Raw genomic sequence first — 22135 nt, 5'->3', positions numbered from 1 at the left:
GCTGTCTGTCGGCCGCCTTAGTCGCGGAAGTTTTTGAACTGGAACGGTTGTCCCAGATCGCCACCGCGCACCAGCGCCATCACCGACTGCAGATCGTCGCGGGACTTACCGGTCACGCGGATCTCTTCGCCCTGAATCTGGGCCTGCACTTTCAGCTTGCTGTCTTTGATCAGTTTAACGATCTTCTTCTGCACCGCGCTTTCAATGCCCTGCTTCAGCTTCGCTTCAACAAACCAGGTTTTACCGCTGTGTACGATATCTTCCGGCACGTCGAGGGAGGTGCCTTCAATGCCGCGCTTGAGCAGCTTGGCGCGCAGGATATCCAGCAGCTGGTTCACCTGGAAGTCAGACTCGCTCAGCACTTTAATGGTCTTGTTGGCGTCGTTTAATTCAAACGTGGCTTCAACGCCACGAAAATCAAAACGCGACTCGACTTCGCGGCTCGCGTTGTCTACCGCGTTACGGGCTTCCTGAAGATCAACTTCAGAGACAATATCGAAAGATGGCATCTTTTCCTCTCCTTCCGTTTCTTTTGCGTTGCATAATACCTGCAACGCGGCATAACTCAACTTGTTATCCCGGAAGCTTAGCTGATTACGCAACGCTCGCGCTATTTTCCCCATGCTGCCCGACGACGCCGAAACCCCCTTTCCGTGCGACGATGCGAAAAGCGACGAGATAGACTTTAGTCATCAGCGCCTGGGGTAGCGGCAGATGAGGAGGAACAATGAAAGTAACCGTACTGGGATGCGGTGCACTGGGACAACTATGGCTGACCGCGTTGTGCAAACAGGGACATGAAGTCCAGGGCTGGCTGCGCGTGCCGCAGCCATTCTGTAGCGTCAACGTCATTGAAACCGACGGCTCGGTGTTCAACGAGTCGCTGACGGCCAACGATCCCGATTTTCTTGCCAGCAGCGAGCTGCTGATTGTCACTTTAAAAGCCTGGCAGGTTTCAAACGCGGTGAAGCACCTGGCCGCGATCCTGCCGGACACCACGCCGATTGTGCTGGTGCATAACGGCATGGGAACCGTCGAGGAGCTGCGCAGCGTGAAACAGCCGTTGCTGCTGGCCTCCACCACCCAGGCGGCTCGCCGGGACGGTAATGTCATCATCCACGTCGCCCAGGGCACCACGCATATCGGGCCGGCGAAAAGCTACGAACAGGACTACAGCTACCTCGCTGAAGTGCTGCAGAACGTGCTGCCGGATGTCGCCTGGCACAACAATATTTTCTCGGCCACCTGGCGCAAACTCGCGGTTAACTGCGTGATTAACCCCCTGACCGCGATAAAAGGGTGTAAAAATGGCGATCTGCGCGACTATCCGCAGGAAGTTGCGGCCATTTGTCGCGAGGTGGCGGCAGTGATGGAGCGCGAAGGTATTCATACCTCGGCGGAAAACCTGCTATTTTATGTCGAACAGGTGATTGAAAGTACGGCAGAAAATATCTCATCCATGCTGCAGGACGTTCGCGCCCAGCGGCACACGGAGATCGACTATATCACCGGTTTTCTGCTCAACCGCGCCCGCGCCCACGGCGTTGCCGTACCGGAAAACGCCCGCTTATTTGAACTGGTCAAGCGTAAGGAGAATGAATATGAGCGCGTCGGCACTGATTTGCCTCGCCCCTGGTAGCGAAGAGACCGAAGCGGTCACCACTATCGACCTGCTGGTCCGCGGCGGGGTGAAGGTGACCACCGCCAGCGTCGCCAGCGACGGCGGCCTGACCATCGTCTGCTCGCGCGGCGTCAAGCTGCTGGCGGATGCTCCTCTGGTCGAGGTGGCCGATGGCGATTTCGATATTATCGTCCTCCCGGGCGGCCTCAAGGGAGCGGAGTGCTTTCGCGACAGCCCGCTGTTGGTGGAAACCGTCCGCCAGTTTCATCTCTCTGGGCGCATTGTGGCCGCTATCTGCGCCGCTCCGGCGACCGTGCTGGTACCTCATCATCTGTTCCCGATCGGCAACATGACCGGTTTTCCAGCGCTGAAGGCGCAGATCCCCGCCGATCAGTGGCAGGATAAGCGGGTGGTCTGGGATCCGCGGGTGAATCTGTTAACCAGCCAGGGTCCAGGGACATCGATTGATTTCGCCCTGAAAATGATCGATCTGCTGGTGGGGCGCGAGAAAGCGTATGAGGTCGCCTCACAGTTGGTGATGGCCGCCGGCATCTATAATTACTACGAAGCCTGATAGCCGGTCCGCGCCGCGGACTGGCTCCCCCTTTTCCTGAGGAGTCGTAGCATGTCCCGTAGCGCAACCGATTCTCGCGATCTTGTTATCAGCCGCCTGCTCAGCGCGCCCGCCGCAGCCCTGTGGCGCGCGTGGGCCGACCCGGCATTACTCCGAACCTGGTGGTGCCCGAAGCCCTGGCAAACCGAGGTTCTGACCTTTGATTTTCGCGCCGGCGGGGCCTTTCACACCGTGATGCACGGCCCTGACGGTGAACGCAGTGATAACCCCGGCTGTTTTCTTGAGGTTATCCCGCAACAAAAAATCGTCATGACCTCGATGCTGACGGCGGATTATCGCCCCGCCGTTTCCCCCTTCGCGATGACGGCCATCATCACTTTTGCCGATGAACAGGGCGGGTGTCGCTATACGGCCACAGTGCTGCATGCCGATGATGAAACCCGCGAGCAGCATGAGCAGATGGGATTTTTCGAGGGCTGGAATATTGTCATCGATCAACTCAATGACCTGGCGCTGACCCTGCGCTAATACACTCCCCAGCCAATAGTAAAAAGGCCTTCCATCAAGGAAGGCCTTTTGCATCATAACAATCTGTTACGGGCGATAAACTTTCACGTTGCTGAAGCCCTGCTCGCGCAAATAAAGCGCCTGCAGACGGCTCATCACTCCGCGTTCGCACCACAGCAGCCAGGTTTTACTCTGATCGAGATCGCCAAACTTGGTGCTCAGCTTGTAGAACGGCAGAGAAACAACTTCAACCCCCTCGACCTTAAGCGGCTTGTCTTCCTGCTCGTCGATGGAGCGAATGTCGAGGATCGCGTCGTTGGCGCCAAAGCCGTTCACGGTTTCCACTTCCACCACCGTCTCTTCCGTCTGCTGGGCGATTTCGCGGATATCGATATTGCTCGCCTCTTCCACCACTTTATCGAGGATGCTGAAATCGAAGTGTTCTTCTTCCGCTTCAATCTTCGCCTTCACCGCCTTCACGGTCGGGCTCTTGGAGATCACGCCGCAGTACTCCGGCATCGTGCGGGCGAAATCTTCCGTACCGATCTCGCGGGCCAGGTCGATGATGTGCTCTTTATCATGCGAAATCAGCGGACGCAGGATCAGGGTATCGGAGACGTTGTCGATCAGGCGCAGGTTGGTGAGAGTCTGACTGGAGACCTGGCCCAGCGCTTCGCCGGTGACCAGCGCCTGCACGCCGTAGCGTTCCGCGACTTTTGACGCGGCGCGGACCATCATGCGCTTGAGCACCACGCCCATCTGGCCGTCATCCACTTTTTCGAGGATTTCGCCGACCACCGGCTCAAAGTTAATCGCCACAAAGCGAACGCGGTGAGAGCTGCCGAAGCGGTTCCACAGGTAATGCGCGACCTGGCGGACGCCAATCTCATGGGCGGCGCCGCCAAGGTTAAAGAAGCAGTAGTGCACGCGGCAGCCGCGGCGCATCAGCATGTAGCTGGAGACGCCGGAGTCAAAGCCGCCGGAAATCAGCGACAACACATCTTCCTGCGTGCCGATCGGGAAACCGCCGATACCTTCATAGCGGCCTTTCACCAGCAGCAGGCGATCGTTTTCAATCTCAAGATTGACGGTAACGTCCGGGTCGGTCAGCTTCACGCGCGCCGTTTCAATATGCTGATTCAGGCCGCCGCCGACGTAGCGCTCCACCTCAATTGAGGTGAATTCATGTTTGCCGCGACGCTTCACCCGCACGCAGAAGGTTTTGCCTTCCAGCGCCTCGCGCCACAGCGGCAGCGTCTGCTCAAAAATATCGTGCAGCGAGGTGAACGGTACGTCTTCGACTTCCAGAATATGGTGGATGCCGGGAATACGGGTCAGCGCATCGCGAATAGCCGGGCGCTGATTTTCATCTTTCGCGCGAACTTCGATATGATCCCAATGGCGAACGACGGCCAGCGTCTCGTCATAGTTTTTGAGAACGTTACGAATGTTCCCGGTTAAGATTTTAATGAAGCGCAACCGCACAGATTGGCTTTTGATGGTGATTTCCGGGAACAATTTAATGATAAACTTCATGGCGACAATAGTTCGTTGGCAAGCCCGACGGGGCTTTAAGCAAAAGTTGTAAAGCAGCGCACACCGGTGCCTGCATCCTGGGCGCGGAGTATATCACCATTGCGCGTTATTTGCTTACACGCGTGACTTCGTTACCATACCCGGTATTGCCGTCGCGAAATAACAAGAGTCTATATTCACTATGCCAAAGAAAAATGAGGCCCCGGCCAGCTTTGAAACTGCACTGGGCGAACTGGAGCAGATCGTAAACCGTCTGGAAAGCGGCGATTTGCCGTTAGAAGAAGCGCTCAGCGAATTTGAGCGCGGGGTCCAGCTGGCCCGCCAGGGGCAAAGCCAGCTGCAGCAGGCCGAACAGCGCGTGCAGATCCTGCTGGCGGATAGTGAAGATTCCCCGACCACGCCTTTTACGCCGGACGCTGAATAAATGGATTTCCCGCAACAATTGCAGGCCTGTGTGGAACAGGCTAACGAGGCGCTGCGCCGTTTTATCGCGCCGCAGCCCTTTCAGAACACTCCGCTGGTGGAAGCGATGCATTATGGCGCACTCTTAGGCGGTAAACGCCTGCGTCCCTTCCTTGTCTACGCTACCGGCGAGATGTTCGGCGTGAGCCGCACCACGCTGGATGCCCCTGCCGCCGCGGTCGAATGCATTCATGCTTATTCTCTGATGCATGATGATTTGCCGGCGATGGATGATGACGATCTGCGTCGCGGACTGCCGACCTGCCATATTAAATTTGGCGAAGCCAACGCAATTCTTGCGGGAGATGCCCTGCAAACGCTGGCGTTCTCTATACTCAGTGATGCGCCGATGACGGACGTCCCTGACCGGGATCGTCTGGCGATGGTTTCCGAACTGGCGCAGGCCAGCGGCGTGGCGGGCATGTGCGGCGGCCAGGCGCTGGATCTACAGGCGGAAGGACAGCAGGTGAATCTGCAGGCGCTGGAACGTATCCACCGCCACAAAACGGGCGCGCTAATCCGCGCCGCCGTCCGCATGGGGGCGCTGAGCGCCGGCGAGCGCGGGCGTGCCGCCCTGCCCGCGCTGGATCGCTATGCGGAAAATATCGGCCTGGCCTTCCAGGTCCAGGATGACATTCTCGACGTGGTAGGGGATACTGCGACCCTTGGCAAACGTCAGGGTGCCGACCAGCAATTGGGTAAAAGCACCTATCCCGCCCTCCTGGGTCTTGAGCAAGCCCGGAAGAAAGCGCACGACCTGATCGCTGATGCCCGCCGTTCGTTAGATGAACTGGCCGCACAATCTCTGGATACTTCGGCACTGGAAGCGCTCGCGAATTACATTATTCAGCGCGATAAATAAACAATAAATGAGTCTCTGATGAGTTTTGATATTGCCAAATACCCGACCCTGGCGCTGGTAGATTCCACCCAGGAGTTGCGCCTGTTGCCAAAAGAGAGCCTGCCGAAGCTGTGTGATGAGCTGCGGCGCTACCTGTTGGACAGCGTCAGCCGCTCCAGCGGTCACTTTGCCTCTGGCCTCGGCACGGTGGAACTGACCGTGGCGCTGCACTACGTCTATAACACGCCCTTCGATCGCCTGATCTGGGACGTCGGTCACCAGGCCTACCCGCATAAAATTCTGACCGGCCGCCGCGACAAAATCGGCACCATTCGCCAGAAAGGCGGCCTGCACCCCTTCCCGTGGCGCGGTGAAAGCGAGTACGACGTGCTGAGCGTCGGTCACTCCTCCACCTCCATTTCCGCTGGCATCGGGGTGGCTATCGCCGCCGCGAAAGAGGATAAACAGCGGCGCGCGGTGTGCGTGATTGGCGACGGGGCGATCACCGCCGGGATGGCGTTTGAAGCGATGAACCACGCCGGGGATATCAAACCCGACCTGCTGGTGGTGCTGAATGACAATGAAATGTCGATCTCCGAGAACGTCGGGGCGCTGAATAATCATCTGGCGCAGCTGCTCTCCGGTAAGCTCTACTCCACCCTGCGCGAAGGCGGCAAAAAGGTCTTTTCCGGCGTACCGCCGATTAAAGAACTGCTTAAGCGGACCGAAGAGCATATCAAAGGCATGGTGGTGCCTGGGACGCTGTTTGAAGAGCTGGGCTTTAACTACATCGGCCCGGTGGATGGCCACGATGTGCTCGGTCTGGTCAGCACCCTGAAGAACATGCGCGACCTGAAGGGCCCGCAGTTCCTGCATATTATGACCAAAAAAGGCCGCGGCTATGAGCCCGCCGAGAAAGACCCGATCACTTTCCACGCGGTGCCAAAGTTCGACCATACCAGCGGCGTACTGCCCAAAAGCAGCGGCGGTCTCCCTTCCTATTCGAAAATCTTCGGCGACTGGCTGTGCGAAACGGCGGCCAAAGACAGCAAGCTGATGGCCATCACCCCGGCGATGCGCGAAGGTTCAGGGATGGTGGAATTTTCGAAGAAATTCCCCGATCAGTACTTTGATGTCGCCATCGCCGAGCAGCATGCAGTCACCTTCGCCGCCGGACTGGCGATTGGCGACTACAAACCAGTGGTGGCCATCTACTCCACCTTCCTGCAGCGAGCCTACGATCAGGTGATCCACGATGTGGCTATTCAGAAGCTGCCGGTGCTGTTTGCCATCGACCGCGCCGGGATTGTCGGCGCAGACGGCCAGACGCATCAGGGGGCGTTCGATCTCTCCTTCCTGCGCTGTATTCCGGATATGGTGGTGATGACGCCGAGCGATGAAAATGAATGCCGCCAGATGCTGTACACCGGCTACCACTACAGCGACGGCCCCTGCGCGGTGCGCTATCCGCGCGGCAGCGGCACCGGCGCGACGCTGGAGCCGCTGGCATCGCTGCCGATCGGCAAAGGGGTAGTGAAACGCCAGGGCGAGAAGGTAGCGATCCTCAACTTCGGCACCCTGCTGCCGGAGGCCGCAGCGGTGGCGGACAAACTCAACGCCACCCTGGTGGACATGCGCTTTGTGAAGCCGCTGGATACCGCGCTGATCCTGCAGCTGGCAGGCGAGCACGACGTTCTGGTGACGCTGGAAGAGAACGCCATTATGGGCGGCGCCGGCAGCGGCGTGAATGAAGTGCTGATGGCCCATCGCCGGGCGGTACCGGTGCTCAATATTGGCCTGCCGGACGTCTTTATTCCGCAGGGCACTCAGGAAGAGATCCGCGCCGACCTCGGCCTCGATGCCGCCGGTATTGAAGCCAAAATCCTCGACTGGCTGGCATAATCGCCCCTCCCGCTCCTGCTATGCTTAAGGGATACCCTTGATGAATAGCAGGAGCGCACCATGCACTATATCCCCCTCGGCGATACTGCCTTACGTGTTTCCCGACTCTGCCTCGGCTGCATGACTTTCGGCGAGCCGGACCGCGGCAGACACGCCTGGACGCTTCCGGAAGAGAGCAGTCGCCCGCTCATCCAGCACGCCATTGAAGGCGGCATCAACTTCTTCGATACCGCAAACAGCTACTCCGACGGCAGTAGCGAAGAGATCGTCGGCCGCGCTCTGCGCGACTTTGCCCGCCGCGACGAGGTGGTTGTCGCCACCAAGGTCTATCACCAGGTCGGCGATCTGGCGGAAGGGCTTTCCCGGGCGCAGATCCTGCGCTCTATCGACGACAGCCTGCGCCGTCTCGGTATGGACTATGTTGACCTGTTGCAGATCCACCGCTGGGACTACAGCACCCCGATTGAAGAGACGCTCGAAGCGCTGGACGAGGTGGTGAAAGCCGGCAAAGCGCGCTATATCGGCGCCTCGTCCATGCATGCCCGGCAGTTTGCCCAGGCGCTGGCGCTTCAGCAGCAGAACGGCTGGGCGCGCTTCGTCACCATGCAGGATCACTACAACCTGATTTACCGGGAAGAAGAGAATGAGATGCTGCCCCTGTGCCAACGTAACGGCGTAGCGGTGATCCCGTGGAGCCCGCTGGCGCGCGGCAGGCTGACCCGCCCATGGGGTGAGACCACCGCCCGGCTGGTCTCGGATGAGTTCGGCAAATCGCTTTACAGCACCAGCGAAGAGAACGACGCGCAGATCGCCGGGAATCTCGCGGACGTGGCGGAAGAGCTCGACGCCAGTCGCGCGCAGGTCGCCCTCGCCTGGCTGTTAAGCAAGCCCGGCGTCGCCGCGCCAATTATCGGTCCGTCGCGTCAGGAACAGCTCGATGACCTGTTGCAGGCGGTGGATTTGACGCTATCGCCGGAACAGATCGACAAACTGGAGGCGCCCTATCAGCCGCACCCGGTGGTGGGATTTAAGTGACGGGCGTGATTTCCCCGACAGCATGGCGCTGCCGGGGAGAAGCGGTCAAAGCAGACCGATGGGCCAGTGATGGCCAATAACATACAGCACGCCGGCGGAGATCACGCCGGCGACGATATCATCCACCATGATCCCCATTCCGCCGTGAATATTGCGGTCAAACCAGCGAATCGGCCACGGTTTCCACATATCGAAGATACGGAAAATGACGAAGCCGGCGGCCACCCACTGCCAGTCCAGGGTCGGCAGCGCCATCAGGGTGATCCACATCCCGACGAACTCGTCCCAGACGATGCTGCCGTGGTCATGGGTGCCCATATCTTTGGCCGTGCGATGGCACAGATAGACCCCGATACAGATGCTCATCATCACCACCAGCGAGTAGAGCTGCCAGGGGAGAAAAGTCATCAGATACCAGAACGGGATCGCCGCCAGCGACCCCATCGTGCCCGGCACCACCGGGCTTAAGCCGCTGCCAAAACCGGTCGCCAGCAGATGCCATGGATTACGCATACTCAGGCGGCTAAGCGCCTCGTCTCGACTACGCAAAGTGATCGTATCCCTTTAAATCAAGCGTGACCGGCTTACCGTCGCGGATAAACTGCAGACCTTCGCTCTCCGGCGCAATCTGTCCGATACAGGTAAAACGCGCGCCAAGATGGCCAAGGGCCACGTCCAGCGCCCCACGGTTCAGTTCCGGTACGGTAAAGCACAGCTCGTAGTCTTCGCCACCGGCGAGCGCCCAGCGCAGCGCCTGCTCAGAATCAACCTGGCGTAGCATCGCGTCAGAGTACGGCATGGCATCAAGATCGATGCGCGCGCCACAGCCGCTGGCTTTGAGAATATGACCCAGATCGGAGATCAGGCCGTCGGAGAGATCGATCGCCGACGTCGCCAGGTCGCGCAGCGCCTGGCCCTGCAGCACGCGGGGCATCGGACGCAGGTGACGGGCCAGCAAATAGTCGGCGTCAGTCGGCGTATCCACCGTCAGCCGGTTCTGCAACAGCGCCAGGCCGGCGGCGCTGTCCCCCGGGGTACCGGTGACATAGATCCAGTCTCCCGGCTTCGCACCTGAACGTTTCATGGCGCGCCCAGGCGGCACAAAGCCGTGGATACCCAGAGTCATGGCGAGCGGGCCACGGGTGGTGTCGCCGCCAATCAGCTGCATATCGTAGTAGTCAAGCTGGACAAACAGGCTGTCGCTGAAGGCTTCCAGCCAGGCTTCATCCACCTCCGGCAAGGTCAGCGCCAGGGTGAGCCACGCCGGCTCCGCGCCCATCGCTGCGAGGTCGCTCAGGTTCACCGCCAGGGCTTTATAGGCGAGGTCGGCCGGGTCGATATCGGGTAAGAAGTGATTGCCCGCCACCAGAGTGTCGGTGCTGATTGCCAGCGTTTTTTTCTCGGGAATATTCAGGAGAGCGCAGTCGTCGCCGATACCGGTCTCGACATCAAGACGAGCGCTTTTAACGCGATCAAAATAACGGGCAATCAGGGAGAATTCGCCACATGCCATACGTTATGCCTCAGCAAAATAATAAATAAGGCCGGGTTGCGAGACGACCCTCGCAAAACCCGGCCTGCAGTTTACTTCTTGTGGGGACGAATTACCGGAGCCGCTTTGTCCAGCACACCGTTGACGAACTTGTGGCTATCTTCAGCGCCGAAGGTTTTCGCCAGTTCGATAGCTTCATTGATGGCCACTTTATACGGTACGTCATCGCGTTTGGACAGCTCAAACAGCGCGATACGCAGCACCGCTTTTTCCACCTGACCCAGCTCTTCCAGCTGACGGGACAGGTAGGGCTTCATCAGGCCGTCGAGGTACGCGCTGTTAGTCGCCACTCCGGACAGCAGTTCGCGGAAATACAGAACATCAACATCTTTTACGTCCTGTTCCGCCAGGAACTGGTATTCGACATCAGCGATGTCGTTCTGGGACAACTGCCAGGAGTAGAGCGCCTGAACGGCACACTCACGGGCGCGGCGACGAGCAGCAGGTTTCACGGAATTCCCCTTACAAAAATCAGGCCTTGATGGCTTTCAATACGTTAATCATTTCCAGCGCGGTCAGCGCAGCTTCTGCGCCTTTGTTACCGGCTTTGGTGCCAGCGCGCTCAATGGCTTGTTCAATACTTTCAGTGGTCAGAACACCAAAGGCTACCGGGATTTCGCTGTCCTGAGCGACGTGCGCCAGGCCATTGCTGGCACCGCCTGCCACATATTCAAAGTGGGCGGTACCGCCGCGAATCACCGTACCCAGCGCGATCACCGCGTCATATTTACCGGTTTTCGCCAGTGCGCCAGCCGCCAGCGGCAGCTCATACGCGCCTGGAACCCAAACAACGGTGATGTTTTCATCTTTTACCTGACCAATGCGTTTCAGGGCGTCAATCGCACCTTCCAGCAGGCTGTCATTGATAAAGTTGTTGAAACGCGCAATGGTGATGGCGACGCGGGCGTCCGGGGTAGCAACGTTAGCTTCAATAATGTTCATACTCTTCCTTCGGGTTCATGTGCCCCGCAAGGGGGGCGGATTTTATCATATTATTCTGAGCGCTGCTTCCTAATAATCAGGAAAGCCTCACGCAGTGGTTAAATGCAGGCAGACATCCGGGCCAACCTGACGTATCTCATTGAATTTAAAATGGGGCGCCTGGCTCAGTTCTTCAAGCCCCGGCAGCGCGCATAATCCACGCGCCGCATTGCCTAACAGTTTAGGCGCAATATAGACGATAAGCTCGTCGACCAGCCCCGCCTGCAGCAGCGCCCCGGCAAGCGTGGCCCCCGCCTCCACCCAGACGCTGTTGATCTGCTGTTTGCCAAGCAGCATCATCAGCAGCACCAGATCGAGATGGCCGTTATGTTCCGGAACCAGCAGCGTGCGCACGCTGTCCGGCCACTGGCGCTCATCGGCGCCCAGGCGGGCAAACAGCGTTTCCCCCGCCTGCTGCACAATACGATGCTCAGGCGTGACGCGGTTCTGACTGTCGATCACGACGCGCAGCGGCTGGCGCAAATTCTCTTGGGGATACAGCGCCTGGGTATCGGCGCTCAGCTCCTGCCAGCGCACGGTCAGCGCCGGATCGTCCGCCAGTACGGTGGCGCTGCTGGTCAGAATGGCATGGCTCTGTGCGCGCAGACGTTGCACGTCGCGTCGCGCCTGCGGGGAGGTGATCCACTGGCTTTCGCCGCTGGCCATCGCCGTGCGGCCGTCCAGCGAAGCACCCAGCTTGAGCTGCACCCAGGGAAAACCGGTGCGCATCCGCTTCAGGAAGCCCTTGTTCAGCGCTTCCGCCTCGTTCATCATCAGCCCGTGGCTGACTTCAATACCGGCCTGCTGCAGACGGTACAAGCCGCGCCCCGCCACCTGCGGGTTCGGATCCTGCATCGCGGCGACCACGCGGCTGATGCCGGCGGCAATCAGCGCATCGCAGCACGGCGGCGTACGGCCGTGGTGGCTGCAGGGCTCAAGGGTGACATAGGCGGTGGCGCCTCGCGCCTGTTCCCCCGCCATCCGCAGGGCGTGCACTTCGGCGTGCGGCTCGCCGGCGCGATAGTGGAACCCTTCGCCGACGATCTCGCCGTCTTTTACAATGACACAGCCAACGTTAGGGTTAGGATGGGTGGTAAAGCGGCCGCGGGCGGCGAGCTTAAGCGCACGCGCCATGTACATTTCGTCCTGCATGGCTTAGTCCTGTAAGCGGGCGATCTCTTCGCCGAATTCTTTGATATCTTCGAAGCTGCGATAGACCGACGCGAAGCGAATATAGGCGACTTTATCCAGTTTTTTCAGCTGTTCCATCACCAGATTGCCGATCATTTTGCTGGCCACTTCGCGCTCGCCGGTGCCGCGCAGATGGGTTTTGATATGGTTGACCGCCATTTCGACGTCATCGGCGCTGACCGGACGTTTCTCCAGCGCTTTCAGCATCCCACTGCGCAGCTTGTCTTCGTTGAAGGGTTCACGCACATCGTTACTCTTCACCACCCGGGGCATCACCAGCTCCGCCACTTCGAAGGTGGTAAAGCGCTCATTACAGACCAGACACTGCCGACGGCGACGCACGGAAGAGCCTTCCCCCACCAGACGAGAGTCAATCACTTTGGTATCCACGGCGAAACAGAAAGGGCAATGCATAGCGCGTCCTGACAGGTAGTTAAACTGAAGGGTAGTTTACCGCGAAGTGACCTGACTACAAAGAAAGAGCTTTTGAGACAAAGGATCTATGGGAGAGACAGGCGGTTTGGCTACCATTAAGCATCCTCTGCAAACGGAATCCTGACCATGACAAGACGTTACCTGAAACTCGCCATCGCGGGCAGCCTGTTTACCCTTACCGCCTGCGCCCAGCAAAGCGAAATCCGCCAGATGCACCAGAGCGTGAGCACCCTGAGCCAGGAGATGACCCAGCTCAATCAGCAAACGATCAAAATTACCCAGCAAAACGCGCTGAACGCGAAATCTACCCGCGGCGTCTATTTGCTGCCGGAGGCGAAAACCCCGGCGCGGCTGGAGAGCCAGATCGGCACCCTGCGCATGTCGGTGGCGAGCATTACGCCGGATGGCGACGGGTCACGCCTGACGTTGCGTATTCAGGGCGAATCCAACGATCCGCTGCCGGCCTTTACCGCCACCGTCGCCTCCGGACAGATCACCGGCACTACCCACAGCTACCAGGAAGTAAATGTTCAGGATCAGTTGATCAGCGCCCCGGCCAGCATCCTCGCACCCAGCGATGTCAACATCCCGCTGCGCCTGAACGTGACGCCGGACAAAGTCGGTTTTATTCGCGTCCACGATATCCAGCCCGCCGCCGCACAGTAAGCCTTTGCGCCGGGCTTTCCCCTGCCCGGCGACATCCTGCCCCGTCATTCTTCTCCACTTACAACTTTTCACAAGAGTTCATTAGAAATCGTTCTGCATCGCGATTTTCAGTAGCATTTTGTCAAGAAATGCATAGAATCGTGAACGCAATCGATTACGCATGTTCTGGTTATGTGAAACAACACGTATTTTTGTGAGCAATGATTCCTATAATAGACCCCCACAGAAAGACGAAATATTTAGAAACGCTTCGGCACTTCTTTTAACGCCTTCAGGCTCAATTTAAACAGTGGCATTACTATGAAAAAAACATTACTGGCAGCGGGTGCGGTTGTGGCGCTCTCCACTTCTTTTACCGCGGGCGCGGCAGAAAACGACAAACCGCAGTATCTGTCTGACTGGTGGCACCAGAGTGTTAACGTGGTAGGGAGCTACCACACCCGTTTCGGACCGCAGATCCGTAACGATACCTATCTGGAATACGAAGCGTTCGCCAAAAAAGACTGGTTTGATTTTTACGGCTATATCGATGCTCCGGTGTTCTTCGGCGGCAATAGCACGGCAAAAGGTATCTGGAACAACGGTTCTCCGCTGTTTATGGAGATCGAACCGCGCTTCTCTATCGACAAGCTGACCAACACCGATCTGAGCTTTGGGCCGTTCAAAGAGTGGTATTTCGCGAACAACTATATCTACGATATGGGCCGCAATGATTCCCAGGAGCAGAGCACCTGGTATATGGGTCTGGGTACCGATATCGACACCGGCCTGCCGATGAGCCTGTCGTTGAACGTCTACGCCAAATACCAGTGGCAGAACTACGGCGCGTCCAATGAGAACGAGTGGGACGGCTACCGCTTCAAAGTGAAATACTTTGTGCCGCTGACCGACCTGTGGGGCGGTTCGCTGAGCTACATCGGCTTCACCAACTTCGACTGGGGTTCTGACCTCGGCGATGACAACTTCTACGATCTGAACGGGAAGCACGCGCGCACCAGCAACTCCATCGCCTCCAGCCACATCCTGGCGCTGAACTACGCGCACTGGCACTACTCGGTAGTGGCCCGTTACTTCCATAACGGCGGCCAGTGGGCTGACGATGCCAAGCTGAACTTCGGCGATGGCGATTTCAGCGTCCGCTCAACCGGCTGGGGTGGTTACTTCGTGGTTGGTTACAACTTCTAATTGCTGAAACGGCAAGACAGCGCCCGGGCCATCCGGGCGTTTTTATTTCTCCCACACGTCGCACCGGACCTTGCGCAGAAAATCGCTTAACGAGCGGTCGGCGCACTCGCTGAATCGACGCTCGGTCGCCCTGACCGCCAGACAGCGGTCGAGGCGAAAGTTGCGATAATCATTGCGCAGCTCACACCAGGCTACCAGCAGCCAGCGCTCCCCCCAGAAAAACAGCCCCAGCGGCAGCACGTCGCGCTCGGTCACCCGACCGGACTCATCCTGATAGCGCAACGCCAGCACCTGCTGGCCGGAGACCGCCTGATGAATGATGTCAAAGAAGGTTTTGGCATAGCGATGGGCGCCGAGATCGGGGGCAAACAGGCGGGTCTGCTCCGCCTGGCGTCGGCGCGCCTCCGGCAGGATCGCCAGCATCTTCTCCTGTGCGGATTCCAGCGATTGCGACAGCGCCTCGCCGCCCCAGGTTTTCAGCAGCCGGATCGCGGCGATCAGCGCTTCGGATTCTTTGGTGGTCAGCATTAGCGGCGGCAGATCGTAGCCCGCCAGCAGCCGGTAGCCGCTACCCGCCTCCCCCTCCACCGGCACGCCGGAGAGGGAGAGATCGCGAATATCGCGATACACGGTGCGCTCCGACACGCCCAGCCGCTCCGCCAGCAGCGAGGCGGTGGTGAGCCGCCTGCCGCGCAGGATCTGCACAATCTGAAATAAACGGTCGGCGCGTCGGGTCATGTTTCAATTCACAAAAAGTTCAGGTTAAGCCGGTTGGTGCAGGCCGACGCGGTTGCCCTCGCTGTCAGTAAACAGCGCGATGGTGCCAATATTATTCGGCAGCGTCAGCGGCCCGAAAACACACGCCCCACCCGCCGAGGCGACGCGGTCGAGTGTGGCGGCAAGATGGTCTGTATGCAGGTAAATAATAGCGCCCTGCGCTGAAGGCGCGATACCCTCAAATTTGGCCAGCGCGCCGCCGGGGGCCGGGTCCTGATGCGGGAACACCGCCAGCTCGGCGCAGTCCATGGTTTCGCGACGCAGCGTCACCTGCATCACCGGCTCATAAAACGCGACGGCGCGATCCATATCGGCGACCGGAATTTCAAACCAATTAATCACGTTATTCATACTTCCTCCTGCTCGTTATTGAGTTCAAAAGGAGTGTATGGGAGGGCTCCTGACAGCATACTGTCAGCAGGTTTTGTCGCGGGCAAAAAAAATCCCGGCCGCCTGGGCCGGGATTGCTTCATTTCAACTGAACCGTATTACGGCAGAATTGACGGCTGGTCCGCCCCTTCTTTTTCCACCTTCTGCTGCAGCAGATGCTCGCGCTTCATGCCCAGCTTCAACGCCAGCGCGGAGGCGACGTAGATAGAAGAAGCCGTACCGATGGAAACACCGATCAGCATGGTCAGCGAGAAGCCTTCCAGAATCGGGCCGCCGAACAGGAACAGCATCAGGATCACCATCAGGGTGGTCCCGGAGGTGATCAAGGTACGGTGCAGCGTCTGGGTCAACGACACGTTGAAGATCTCGTACGGCGTACCGCGGCGGATCTTACGGAAGTTTTCACGGATACGGTCCGATACCACGATACTGTCGTTCAGCGAGTAGCCGATAACCGACATCAACGAGGCCACAATGGTCAGGTCGATTTCGATATGGAACAGCGACAGCACGCCCATGGTGATCACCACGTCGTGCGCCAGGGCGATAACCACCCCCGCCGCCAGACGCCATTCGAAGCGGAAGCCGACGTAGATCAGGATACAGACCAGCGCGGCAATCAGCGCCAGGGCGCCGGTTTGCGCAAGGTCCGCACCGACGCTCGGGCCGACAAACTCAATGCGCTTCACCGCCGCGTTCTGGCTGGTCGATTCGTTAATCACCGTCACGACCTTACTGCCCAGCTCCTGGCTGCCGTTGGCGTCATGCACCGGCGGCATACGTACCATGATGTCGCGGCTGCTGCCAAAGTTCTGCACCTGCGGCTCTTCAAAGCCCGCTTTTTGCAGGGAATCGCGCATCTGGTCGAGATCGACCGGCTTCTCAAGGGTAATTTCGATCACCGTACCGCCGGTGAAATCGAGACCCCAGTTAAAGCCGCGGACGCCGATGATGGCGATCGACACAATCAGCAGAAAACCTGAAATGCCGAAGGCCCAGTAGTCCCAGCGCATAAAGTCCCAGACTTTACGGCCGTGGTTCAATTGTTCAACAGTATATTCCTGTGCCACAACGCACTCCTCAGATAGACAGCTTTTTAACGCGCTTGCCGCCGTACAGCAGGTTCACGATGGCACGGGTGCCGACGATAGCGGTAAACATTGAGGTCGCGATACCGATACCGGTAGTAATCGCAAACCCTTTAATGGCACCGGTACCGACCGCGTACAGGATGATCACTTTGATAAGCGTCGTCACGTTGGCGTCGAAGATCGAGCTGAACGCGCCGCGATAACCTTCGTCAATCGCCTGCTGAACGGTACGCCCGTTGCTCAACTCTTCTTTGATGCGCTCGTTGATCAGAACGTTAGCATCGACCGCCACCGCAAGGGTTAACACGATACCCGCGATGCCCGGCATGGTCAGCGTCGCCCCCGGGATGAGGGACATAATGCCGACAATCAGCACCAGGTTGGCAATCAGCGCCGAGGTCGCAATCAGACCGAACTTCTTATAGAAGAGGATCATGAACAGGATGGAGACCACCAGGCCGGCCAGACAGGCTTCCAGACCCTGCTTGATGTTCTGCATACCAAGGGTTGGGCCGATAGTCCGCTCTTCGACGATCTGAATCGGCGCAATCAACGCGCCGGCACGCAGCAGCAGCGACAGCTGGCGCGCTTCGTTCGGGTTGCTGATACCGGTAATACGGAAGCTGTTACCCAGACGCGACTGGATGTTGGCGATGTTAATCACCTCTTCCTCTTTCGCCAGGATAGCCCGACCGTTGGCGTCTTTCTTACCGCTGTCTTTATACTCCACGAACAGGGTCGCCATCGGCTTGCCGATATTGTCCTTGGTGAAGTTGGACATGATGTTACCGCCCGCGCTGTCCAGCGAGATGTTGACCTGCGGCTGGTTGTACTCATCCATGCTGGAGGTCGAGTCGGTGATATGGTCACCGGTCAGGATCACCCGCTTGTACAGCACCACCGGCTGGCCTTCACGCGTCTGCTTCACTTCCGAGTCGCCCGGTACGCGGCCAGAGGCGGCGGCGGACTGGTCAACGTTGGTATTGACCAGACGGAACTCGAGGGTCGCGGTCGCGCCAAGGATCTCCTTCGCCCGCGCGGTATCCTGGATACCCGGCAGCTCAACGACGATGCGGTCAGCGCCCTGACGCTGAACCAGCGGTTCGGCGACGCCTAGCTGGTTCACACGGTTACGCAGAATGTTAATGTTCTGCTGAACCGCGTACTCACGGGCTTCTTTCAGGCGCTCATCGGTCATCACCGCTTTCAGGCTGTTGTCACCCTGAGAGGAGATCACCAGATCGCGATGGCGAGGGCTGAGATAAGAGATAGCCTGGTCGCGCGCCGCGCTGTCGCGGAAGACGATGCTCAGACCGTAGTTGTCTTCCTTGCGCACGGTCGCGTAAGGAATGCCTTTGTCGCGCAGCTCGCTGCGCAGGCTATCGATGTTCTGTTCCTGCAGTTTGCCTAACGCGGTGTCCATGTCGACTTCCATCAGGAAGTGCACGCCGCCGCGCAGATCAAGACCCAGCTTCATCGGTTCGGCATAGAGTGCCGCCAGCCAGCGTGGGGTTGCCGGAGCAAGGTTTAGCGCCACGACGTATTTGTCACCCAGCACGGTAAGCAGCGCTTCACGCGCGCGCAGCTGGGTATCAGTGGTGTCGAAGCGCGCAAGAATAGCGCCCTCTTCCAGTGCCACAGACTTCGCGGTAATTTTTTCTTCTTGTAAAGTTTTCTGGACCTGGATCAGCGTTTGCTCACTGGCGGCGACGCCGCGCGCGCCAGTGATTTGAACAGCCGGATCCTCACCATACAGGTTGGGAAGCGCATAGATCAGGCCGACGACAATGACGACGACCAGCATGACATACTTCCACAAAGGATAACGGTTTAACACGGCAGTTCCCTTTGGGAAAAGTTAGATTACAGCGCCTTCATGGTGCCTTTCGGCAGAACGGCAGCAACGAAGTCACGTTTGATAACCACTTCAGTGGTATCGTTCAGCGCGATAGCAATGTAGCCAGTTTCCGCTACTTTGGTCACGCGACCGACCAGACCGCCGTTGGTCAGCACTTCATCACCTTTGGCGATGGAGTTCATCAGGTTCTTATGTTCCTTGGTGCGCTTCTGCTGTGGACGCAGGATCATGAAGTAAAAAATCAGACCGAACACCACCAGCATCAGAATCAGAGACATCGGGCTGCCCTGCGCCGGTGCACCCGTTGCCGCTACCGCATCAGAAATAAAAAAGCTCATTGAAATTCCCTCATTATTAAAATTAATCAACGTTCAAAGGAGGCACGGTACGCCCCTGACGTTGGTAAAAATCGGTCACGAAGCTCTCTAATTTACCCTCTTCGATAGCCTTGCGTAAACCAGCCATTAAACGCTGATAGTAGCGCAGGTTATGAATGGTATTGAGACGCGCGCCCAATATTTCGTTGCAACGGTCAAGGTGATGCAAGTAAGCGCGTGAATAATTGCGACATGTATAGCAATCACACTCGGCGTCCAGCGGCGCGGTATCGCTTTTGTGCTTCGCGTTGCGGATTTTCACCACGCCGTCGGTGACGAACAGGTGGCCGTTACGCGCGTTGCGCGTCGGCATGACGCAGTCGAACATATCGATACCGCGACGTACCCCTTCCACCAGATCTTCCGGCTTCCCGACGCCCATCAGGTATCGTGGTTTATCGGCCGGGATCTGCGGGCAGACGTGCTCCAGAATACGGTGCATGTCTTCCTTCGGCTCGCCGACCGCCAAACCGCCGACAGCGTAGCCATCAAAGCCAATCTCTACCAGACCTTTCACCGAGATATCACGTAAATCTTCGTAAACGCTGCCCTGAATGATGCCGAACAGCGCATTTTTATTGCCAAGGCTATCGAAACGGTCACGGCTGCGCTTCGCCCAGCGCAGAGACATCTCCATTGAGCGCTTGGCGTAATCCCAGTCCGCCGGATACGGCGTACATTCGTCGAAGATCATCACGATATCAGAGCCGAGATCGTACTGAATCTCCATGGATTTTTCCGGATCGAGGAAAATCGGATCGCCGTTGATCGGGTTGCGGAAATGCACGCCCTGCTCGGTGATCTTACGGATATCGCCAAGGCTGAACACCTGGAAGCCGCCGGAGTCGGTCAGGATCGGTCCTTTCCACTGCATAAAATCGTGCAGATCGCCGTGCAGCTTCATGATCTCCTGACCCGGGCGCAGCCACAGGTGGAAGGTGTTGCCGAGAATAATCTGCGCGCCGGTGGCTTCCACCTCTTCCGGCGTCATCCCTTTGACGGTGCCGTAGGTGCCAACGGGCATAAAGGCCGGTGTTTCGACCACGCCGCGCTCAAACACCAGGCGACCGCGGCGGGCGCGACCGTCGGTGGTATCCAGTTCAAATTTCATGCTTGCTCCTGCGTCAGAAAAACAGTCCGACGTTTTCATACTCGCCACGGAATGATTCCGTGGCTAAAAAAATGCGTCATGGCGTCCAAAAAGCCGGCGGGCCGGCCTCTTCAGGGACGCTCAGAAATAGCCTGCGGATTGTACGTGATAAACATCGCATCCCCGTAGCTAAAAAAGCGATATTTCTGCTCCACCGCTACCTTATAGGCGTTCATGGTGTGCTGATAACCCGCAAACGCCGACACCAGCATAATCAATGTGGATTCAGGGAGATGGAAGTTGGTTACCAGCGCATCGATCACCTGGTACTGATAACCCGGGTAGATGAAAATCTGCGTATCGTCGAAGAACGGCGCAATCAGGGCGTCTTTCGCCGCCTGCGCCGCGCTCTCCAGCGAGCGTACCGAGGTGGTGCCCACCGCGATCACGCGATTGCCGCGCGCCTTAGCCGCCAGCACCGCATCGACTACCTCCTGCGGCACTTCCGCATATTCAGAGTGCATGGTGTGCTCTTCAATGCTGTCGACGCGCACCGGCTGGAAGGTACCCGCGCCCACGTGCAGGGTGACAAACGCCATCTCAACGCCTTTGGCGCGCAGTTTATCCAGCAGCGGTTCGTCGAAGTGCAGACCAGCGGTCGGGGCGGCTACCGCGCCCGGCCTGGTGCCGTAGACGGTTTGATAGAGCTCGCGGTCAGCGTCTTCATCCGGGCGGTCAATGTAGGGCGGCAGCGGCATATGGCCAATCCCGTTAAGGATCTCCAGCACCGGGCGCTCGTCGTTAAATTCCACTTCAAACAGCGCGCCGTGACGCGCCAGCATGGTGGCCTGAATGCTCTCGTCGTCGCCCAGCAGCAGCTCGGCGCCCGGCTTCGGCGCTTTCGAGGCGCGAATATGGGCGAGGATGCGCTTATCATCCAGCATCCGCTCCACCAGCACTTCGATCTTGCCGCCGCTGGCCTTACGACCGAACAGACGCGCCGGGATCACCCGGGTGTTGTTAAACACCAGCAGATCGCCGGGATTGAGCTTATCGAGGATGTCGGTGAAGGTGCCATGCGTCAGCGCGCCCGTCGGCCCGTCCAGGGAAAGTAAGCGGCAGCTGCTGCGCTCAGGCATCGGATAGTGGGCGATCAGAGATTCGGGTAGTTCAAAAGCAAAATCGGTAACGCGCATGACGGTAACTCAGACTGAATAAAGAGGCGGGTAGTCTAGTGCCGGGGCGTTCTGCCTGCAACCTTTACCCCTCCGGACGAATGACATAATCTATATTCCAAATCATTCCGAATGCCGCCATGCGGCAGCCGAATGCATCACCGGTGGCAGAGGGCCGCGCGCGGCCAGACAGCACGCCATTCGGGCACCGGGGCTGCCGTTCAGGGCGACGCGCAGCGCTACACCGCTCACTCTGCTCGCCATAAAGTATTTAAAGGATGTCGTCGCTATGAATTTTCTCGCCCACCTGCACCTGGCCCATCTCGCCGACAGTTCGCTGCCCGGCAATCTGATGGCCGACTTTGTGCGCGGCAACCCGCAGGGCGACTATCCGGCGGCGATCGTCGATGGCATCTATATGCATCGGCGAATTGACGTGCTGACTGACAACCTGGCGGAAGTCAAAGAGGCGCGGGAGTGGTTTCGCCCGCAGACCCGCCGCGTCGCCCCCATCACCCTCGACGTCATGTGGGATCATTTCCTGTCGCAGCACTGGGCGCAACTCTCCCCTGACCTGCCGCTGGACGAGTTCGTGCGCTACGCCGAGCGGCAGATCGTGCCGATCCTGCCCGACTCGCCGCCCCGCTTCGTCAATCTCAATCAATACCTCTGGTCGGAGCGCTGGCTGGAGCGCTATCAGGAGATGGATTTTATTCAGCGCGTGCTCAATGGCATGGCCAGCCGCCGCCCGCGTCTCGAGGCGCTGCGCGACTCCTGGCAGGATCTGGATACTCACTACGACCGGCTGGAGGGGCAGTTCTGGCGCTTTTATCCGCAGATGATGCGTCAGGCGAAAAACAAACAGCTGTAATCGCTGCGACATTGATAG

Annotated in this window: 25 protein-coding genes and 1 pseudogene; 10 read left to right on the top strand and 16 right to left on the bottom strand. The window is 58.4% G+C overall.

What is annotated here, in order from left to right; translation table 11 throughout:
* Positions 1-17: 17 nt before the first annotated feature.
* Positions 18-509 (bottom strand): YajQ family cyclic di-GMP-binding protein, encoded by a 492-nt coding sequence (locus KHQ24_RS02530; RefSeq protein WP_002891465.1) that lies wholly within the window; start codon positions 507-509, stop codon positions 18-20.
* A gap of 218 nt (positions 510-727) precedes the next feature.
* On the opposite strand from KHQ24_RS02530, the gene panE reads away from it, so the two are divergent.
* Genes panE through KHQ24_RS02515 form a run of 3 tightly spaced genes read left to right on the top strand, consistent with a single transcriptional unit; the run spans position 728 to position 2723 of the window.
* The gene (panE, locus tag KHQ24_RS02525; protein WP_017898925.1) at positions 728-1639 is read left to right on the top strand and encodes a 2-dehydropantoate 2-reductase; all 912 of its coding nucleotides are present in this window, start codon (positions 728-730) and stop codon (positions 1637-1639) included.
* A complete protein-coding gene (gene yajL / locus KHQ24_RS02520; RefSeq protein ID WP_004204820.1) occupies positions 1602-2195 on the top strand; it encodes a protein deglycase YajL in 594 nt (197 codons plus the stop codon). The genes panE and yajL overlap by 38 nt, the downstream gene beginning before the upstream one ends.
* Positions 2196-2246: 51 nt before the next feature.
* The gene (locus KHQ24_RS02515) at positions 2247-2723 is read left to right on the top strand and encodes an SRPBCC family protein (RefSeq protein WP_048323159.1); all 477 of its coding nucleotides are present in this window, start codon (positions 2247-2249) and stop codon (positions 2721-2723) included.
* Positions 2724-2789: 66 nt separating this feature from the next.
* Here KHQ24_RS02515 and thiI read toward each other — a convergent pair whose 3' ends face one another.
* Positions 2790-4238 (bottom strand): tRNA uracil 4-sulfurtransferase ThiI, encoded by a 1449-nt coding sequence (gene thiI / locus KHQ24_RS02510; RefSeq protein WP_004204823.1) that lies wholly within the window; start codon positions 4236-4238, stop codon positions 2790-2792.
* Positions 4239-4419: 181 nt separating this feature from the next.
* On the opposite strand from thiI, the gene xseB reads away from it, so the two are divergent.
* From xseB to KHQ24_RS02490, 4 genes are read left to right on the top strand one after another with little or no spacing between them, the layout of a single operon-like run.
* Complete coding sequence (gene xseB, locus KHQ24_RS02505; protein ID WP_004204824.1) at positions 4420-4662, top strand: exodeoxyribonuclease VII small subunit; 243 nt, start codon at positions 4420-4422, stop codon at positions 4660-4662.
* Positions 4663-5562, top strand: a complete 900-nt coding sequence (gene ispA, locus KHQ24_RS02500; RefSeq protein WP_004204826.1) for a (2E,6E)-farnesyl diphosphate synthase — start codon at positions 4663-4665, stop codon at positions 5560-5562.
* An 18-nt stretch (positions 5563-5580) separates the two neighbouring features.
* A complete protein-coding gene (gene dxs, locus KHQ24_RS02495) occupies positions 5581-7443 on the top strand; it encodes a 1-deoxy-D-xylulose-5-phosphate synthase (RefSeq protein ID WP_004204827.1) in 1863 nt (620 codons plus the stop codon).
* Between the two features lie 60 nt (positions 7444-7503).
* Positions 7504-8478, top strand: a complete 975-nt coding sequence (locus KHQ24_RS02490; RefSeq protein ID WP_017898927.1) for an aldo/keto reductase — start codon at positions 7504-7506, stop codon at positions 8476-8478.
* 45 nt (positions 8479-8523) lie between these two features.
* On the opposite strand, the gene pgpA is transcribed toward KHQ24_RS02490, so the two are convergent.
* From pgpA to nrdR, 6 genes are all read right to left on the bottom strand, one after another.
* Positions 8524-9027, bottom strand: a complete 504-nt coding sequence (gene pgpA / locus KHQ24_RS02485; RefSeq protein ID WP_004177266.1) for a phosphatidylglycerophosphatase A — start codon at positions 9025-9027, stop codon at positions 8524-8526.
* On the bottom strand, positions 9020-9991 hold the full coding sequence (thiL, locus tag KHQ24_RS02480) for a thiamine-phosphate kinase (protein WP_048323155.1): 972 nt from the start codon (positions 9989-9991) through the stop codon (positions 9020-9022). The genes pgpA and thiL overlap by 8 nt, the downstream gene beginning before the upstream one ends.
* A 71-nt stretch (positions 9992-10062) precedes the next feature.
* The gene (gene nusB / locus KHQ24_RS02475; RefSeq protein ID WP_004204833.1) at positions 10063-10482 is read right to left on the bottom strand and encodes a transcription antitermination factor NusB; all 420 of its coding nucleotides are present in this window, start codon (positions 10480-10482) and stop codon (positions 10063-10065) included.
* A gap of 19 nt (positions 10483-10501) precedes the next feature.
* Positions 10502-10972 carry a 6,7-dimethyl-8-ribityllumazine synthase gene (gene ribE, locus KHQ24_RS02470; RefSeq protein WP_001021161.1) on the bottom strand — a complete coding sequence of 157 codons (471 nt, stop codon included), beginning with the start codon at positions 10970-10972 and terminating at the stop codon, positions 10502-10504.
* 87 nt (positions 10973-11059) lie between these two features.
* Positions 11060-12163, bottom strand: a complete 1104-nt coding sequence (gene ribD, locus KHQ24_RS02465) for a bifunctional diaminohydroxyphosphoribosylaminopyrimidine deaminase/5-amino-6-(5-phosphoribosylamino)uracil reductase RibD (protein ID WP_004204834.1) — start codon at positions 12161-12163, stop codon at positions 11060-11062.
* A gap of 3 nt (positions 12164-12166) precedes the next feature.
* A complete protein-coding gene (gene nrdR / locus KHQ24_RS02460; RefSeq protein WP_002890417.1) occupies positions 12167-12616 on the bottom strand; it encodes a transcriptional regulator NrdR in 450 nt (149 codons plus the stop codon).
* 147 nt (positions 12617-12763) lie between these two features.
* Here nrdR and KHQ24_RS02455 point away from each other — a divergent pair, with 147 nt between their 5' ends.
* Together KHQ24_RS02455 and KHQ24_RS02450 are read left to right on the top strand one after the other, a co-directional pair.
* The gene (locus KHQ24_RS02455; protein WP_004204835.1) at positions 12764-13303 is read left to right on the top strand and encodes a DUF3251 domain-containing protein; all 540 of its coding nucleotides are present in this window, start codon (positions 12764-12766) and stop codon (positions 13301-13303) included.
* Between the two features lie 300 nt (positions 13304-13603).
* Positions 13604-14488 (top strand): nucleoside-specific channel-forming protein Tsx, encoded by an 885-nt coding sequence (locus tag KHQ24_RS02450; protein ID WP_004204836.1) that lies wholly within the window; start codon positions 13604-13606, stop codon positions 14486-14488.
* 42 nt (positions 14489-14530) lie between these two features.
* Here KHQ24_RS02450 and KHQ24_RS02445 read toward each other — a convergent pair whose 3' ends face one another.
* The 8 genes and pseudogenes from KHQ24_RS02445 to KHQ24_RS02410 all read right to left on the bottom strand — a co-directional run bounded on the left by KHQ24_RS02445 (position 14531) and on the right by KHQ24_RS02410 (position 21447).
* Complete coding sequence (locus KHQ24_RS02445) at positions 14531-15226, bottom strand: helix-turn-helix transcriptional regulator (protein WP_048294246.1); 696 nt, start codon at positions 15224-15226, stop codon at positions 14531-14533.
* A gap of 24 nt (positions 15227-15250) precedes the next feature.
* The gene (locus KHQ24_RS02440) at positions 15251-15616 is read right to left on the bottom strand and encodes a VOC family protein (protein WP_004204838.1); all 366 of its coding nucleotides are present in this window, start codon (positions 15614-15616) and stop codon (positions 15251-15253) included.
* Between the two features lie 137 nt (positions 15617-15753).
* Positions 15754-16725: a protein translocase subunit SecF gene (gene secF / locus KHQ24_RS02435; protein ID WP_004204839.1), complete on the bottom strand. Its 972-nt coding sequence runs from the start codon at positions 16723-16725 to the stop codon at positions 15754-15756.
* Positions 16726-16735: 10 nt separating this feature from the next.
* Entirely contained in the window at positions 16736-18583 is a 1848-nt protein-coding gene (secD, locus tag KHQ24_RS02430; RefSeq protein WP_004204840.1) for a protein translocase subunit SecD, read from the bottom strand.
* Positions 18584-18609: 26 nt separating this feature from the next.
* Complete coding sequence (gene yajC / locus KHQ24_RS02425; protein ID WP_002890398.1) at positions 18610-18942, bottom strand: preprotein translocase subunit YajC; 333 nt, start codon at positions 18940-18942, stop codon at positions 18610-18612.
* Positions 18943-18964: 22 nt separating this feature from the next.
* Positions 18965-20092 carry a tRNA guanosine(34) transglycosylase Tgt gene (tgt, locus tag KHQ24_RS02420; RefSeq protein WP_002890395.1) on the bottom strand — a complete coding sequence of 376 codons (1128 nt, stop codon included), beginning with the start codon at positions 20090-20092 and terminating at the stop codon, positions 18965-18967.
* Positions 20093-20202: 110 nt separating this feature from the next.
* Positions 20203-21267: a tRNA preQ1(34) S-adenosylmethionine ribosyltransferase-isomerase QueA gene (gene queA, locus KHQ24_RS02415; RefSeq protein ID WP_004204841.1), complete on the bottom strand. Its 1065-nt coding sequence runs from the start codon at positions 21265-21267 to the stop codon at positions 20203-20205.
* A gap of 64 nt (positions 21268-21331) precedes the next feature.
* Positions 21332-21447, bottom strand: a pseudogene (locus KHQ24_RS02410) (hypothetical protein).
* An 88-nt stretch (positions 21448-21535) separates the two neighbouring features.
* Between KHQ24_RS02410 and acpH the strand changes: the two are divergent.
* On the top strand, positions 21536-22117 hold the full coding sequence (acpH, locus tag KHQ24_RS02405; protein ID WP_004204843.1) for an ACP phosphodiesterase: 582 nt from the start codon (positions 21536-21538) through the stop codon (positions 22115-22117).
* Positions 22118-22135 lie beyond the last annotated feature (18 nt).

This window comes from Klebsiella sp. 54, assembly GCF_018223875.1.
GTDB classification, from domain to species: Bacteria; Pseudomonadota; Gammaproteobacteria; order Enterobacterales; family Enterobacteriaceae; genus Klebsiella; species Klebsiella quasipneumoniae.
Note: the sequence above shows the minus strand (reverse complement) of the source record. Positions and strands in the feature narration are given on the sequence as shown.

What these genes read in the sequence shown, in the direction of transcription:
- KHQ24_RS02530 (WP_002891465.1), bottom strand. Translation starts at nt 509, where the DNA reads ATGCCATCTTTCGATATTGTCTCTGAAGTTGATCTTCAGGAAGCCCGT.
- panE (WP_017898925.1), top strand. Translation starts at nt 728, where the DNA reads ATGAAAGTAACCGTACTGGGATGCGGTGCACTGGGACAACTATGGCTG.
- yajL (WP_004204820.1), top strand. Translation starts at nt 1,602, where the DNA reads ATGAGCGCGTCGGCACTGATTTGCCTCGCCCCTGGTAGCGAAGAGACC.
- KHQ24_RS02515 (WP_048323159.1), top strand. Translation starts at nt 2,247, where the DNA reads ATGTCCCGTAGCGCAACCGATTCTCGCGATCTTGTTATCAGCCGCCTG.
- thiI (WP_004204823.1), bottom strand. Translation starts at nt 4,238, where the DNA reads ATGAAGTTTATCATTAAATTGTTCCCGGAAATCACCATCAAAAGCCAA.
- xseB (WP_004204824.1), top strand. Translation starts at nt 4,420, where the DNA reads ATGCCAAAGAAAAATGAGGCCCCGGCCAGCTTTGAAACTGCACTGGGC.
- ispA (WP_004204826.1), top strand. Translation starts at nt 4,663, where the DNA reads ATGGATTTCCCGCAACAATTGCAGGCCTGTGTGGAACAGGCTAACGAG.
- dxs (WP_004204827.1), top strand. Translation starts at nt 5,581, where the DNA reads ATGAGTTTTGATATTGCCAAATACCCGACCCTGGCGCTGGTAGATTCC.
- KHQ24_RS02490 (WP_017898927.1), top strand. Translation starts at nt 7,504, where the DNA reads ATGCACTATATCCCCCTCGGCGATACTGCCTTACGTGTTTCCCGACTC.
- thiL (WP_048323155.1), bottom strand. Translation starts at nt 9,991, where the DNA reads ATGGCATGTGGCGAATTCTCCCTGATTGCCCGTTATTTTGATCGCGTT.
- ribE (WP_001021161.1), bottom strand. Translation starts at nt 10,972, where the DNA reads ATGAACATTATTGAAGCTAACGTTGCTACCCCGGACGCCCGCGTCGCC.
- ribD (WP_004204834.1), bottom strand. Translation starts at nt 12,163, where the DNA reads ATGCAGGACGAAATGTACATGGCGCGTGCGCTTAAGCTCGCCGCCCGC.
- nrdR (WP_002890417.1), bottom strand. Translation starts at nt 12,616, where the DNA reads ATGCATTGCCCTTTCTGTTTCGCCGTGGATACCAAAGTGATTGACTCT.
- KHQ24_RS02455 (WP_004204835.1), top strand. Translation starts at nt 12,764, where the DNA reads ATGACAAGACGTTACCTGAAACTCGCCATCGCGGGCAGCCTGTTTACC.
- KHQ24_RS02450 (WP_004204836.1), top strand. Translation starts at nt 13,604, where the DNA reads ATGAAAAAAACATTACTGGCAGCGGGTGCGGTTGTGGCGCTCTCCACT.
- KHQ24_RS02445 (WP_048294246.1), bottom strand. Translation starts at nt 15,226, where the DNA reads ATGACCCGACGCGCCGACCGTTTATTTCAGATTGTGCAGATCCTGCGC.
- KHQ24_RS02440 (WP_004204838.1), bottom strand. Translation starts at nt 15,616, where the DNA reads ATGAATAACGTGATTAATTGGTTTGAAATTCCGGTCGCCGATATGGAT.
- yajC (WP_002890398.1), bottom strand. Translation starts at nt 18,942, where the DNA reads ATGAGCTTTTTTATTTCTGATGCGGTAGCGGCAACGGGTGCACCGGCG.
- tgt (WP_002890395.1), bottom strand. Translation starts at nt 20,092, where the DNA reads ATGAAATTTGAACTGGATACCACCGACGGTCGCGCCCGCCGCGGTCGC.
- queA (WP_004204841.1), bottom strand. Translation starts at nt 21,267, where the DNA reads ATGCGCGTTACCGATTTTGCTTTTGAACTACCCGAATCTCTGATCGCC.
- acpH (WP_004204843.1), top strand. Translation starts at nt 21,536, where the DNA reads ATGAATTTTCTCGCCCACCTGCACCTGGCCCATCTCGCCGACAGTTCG.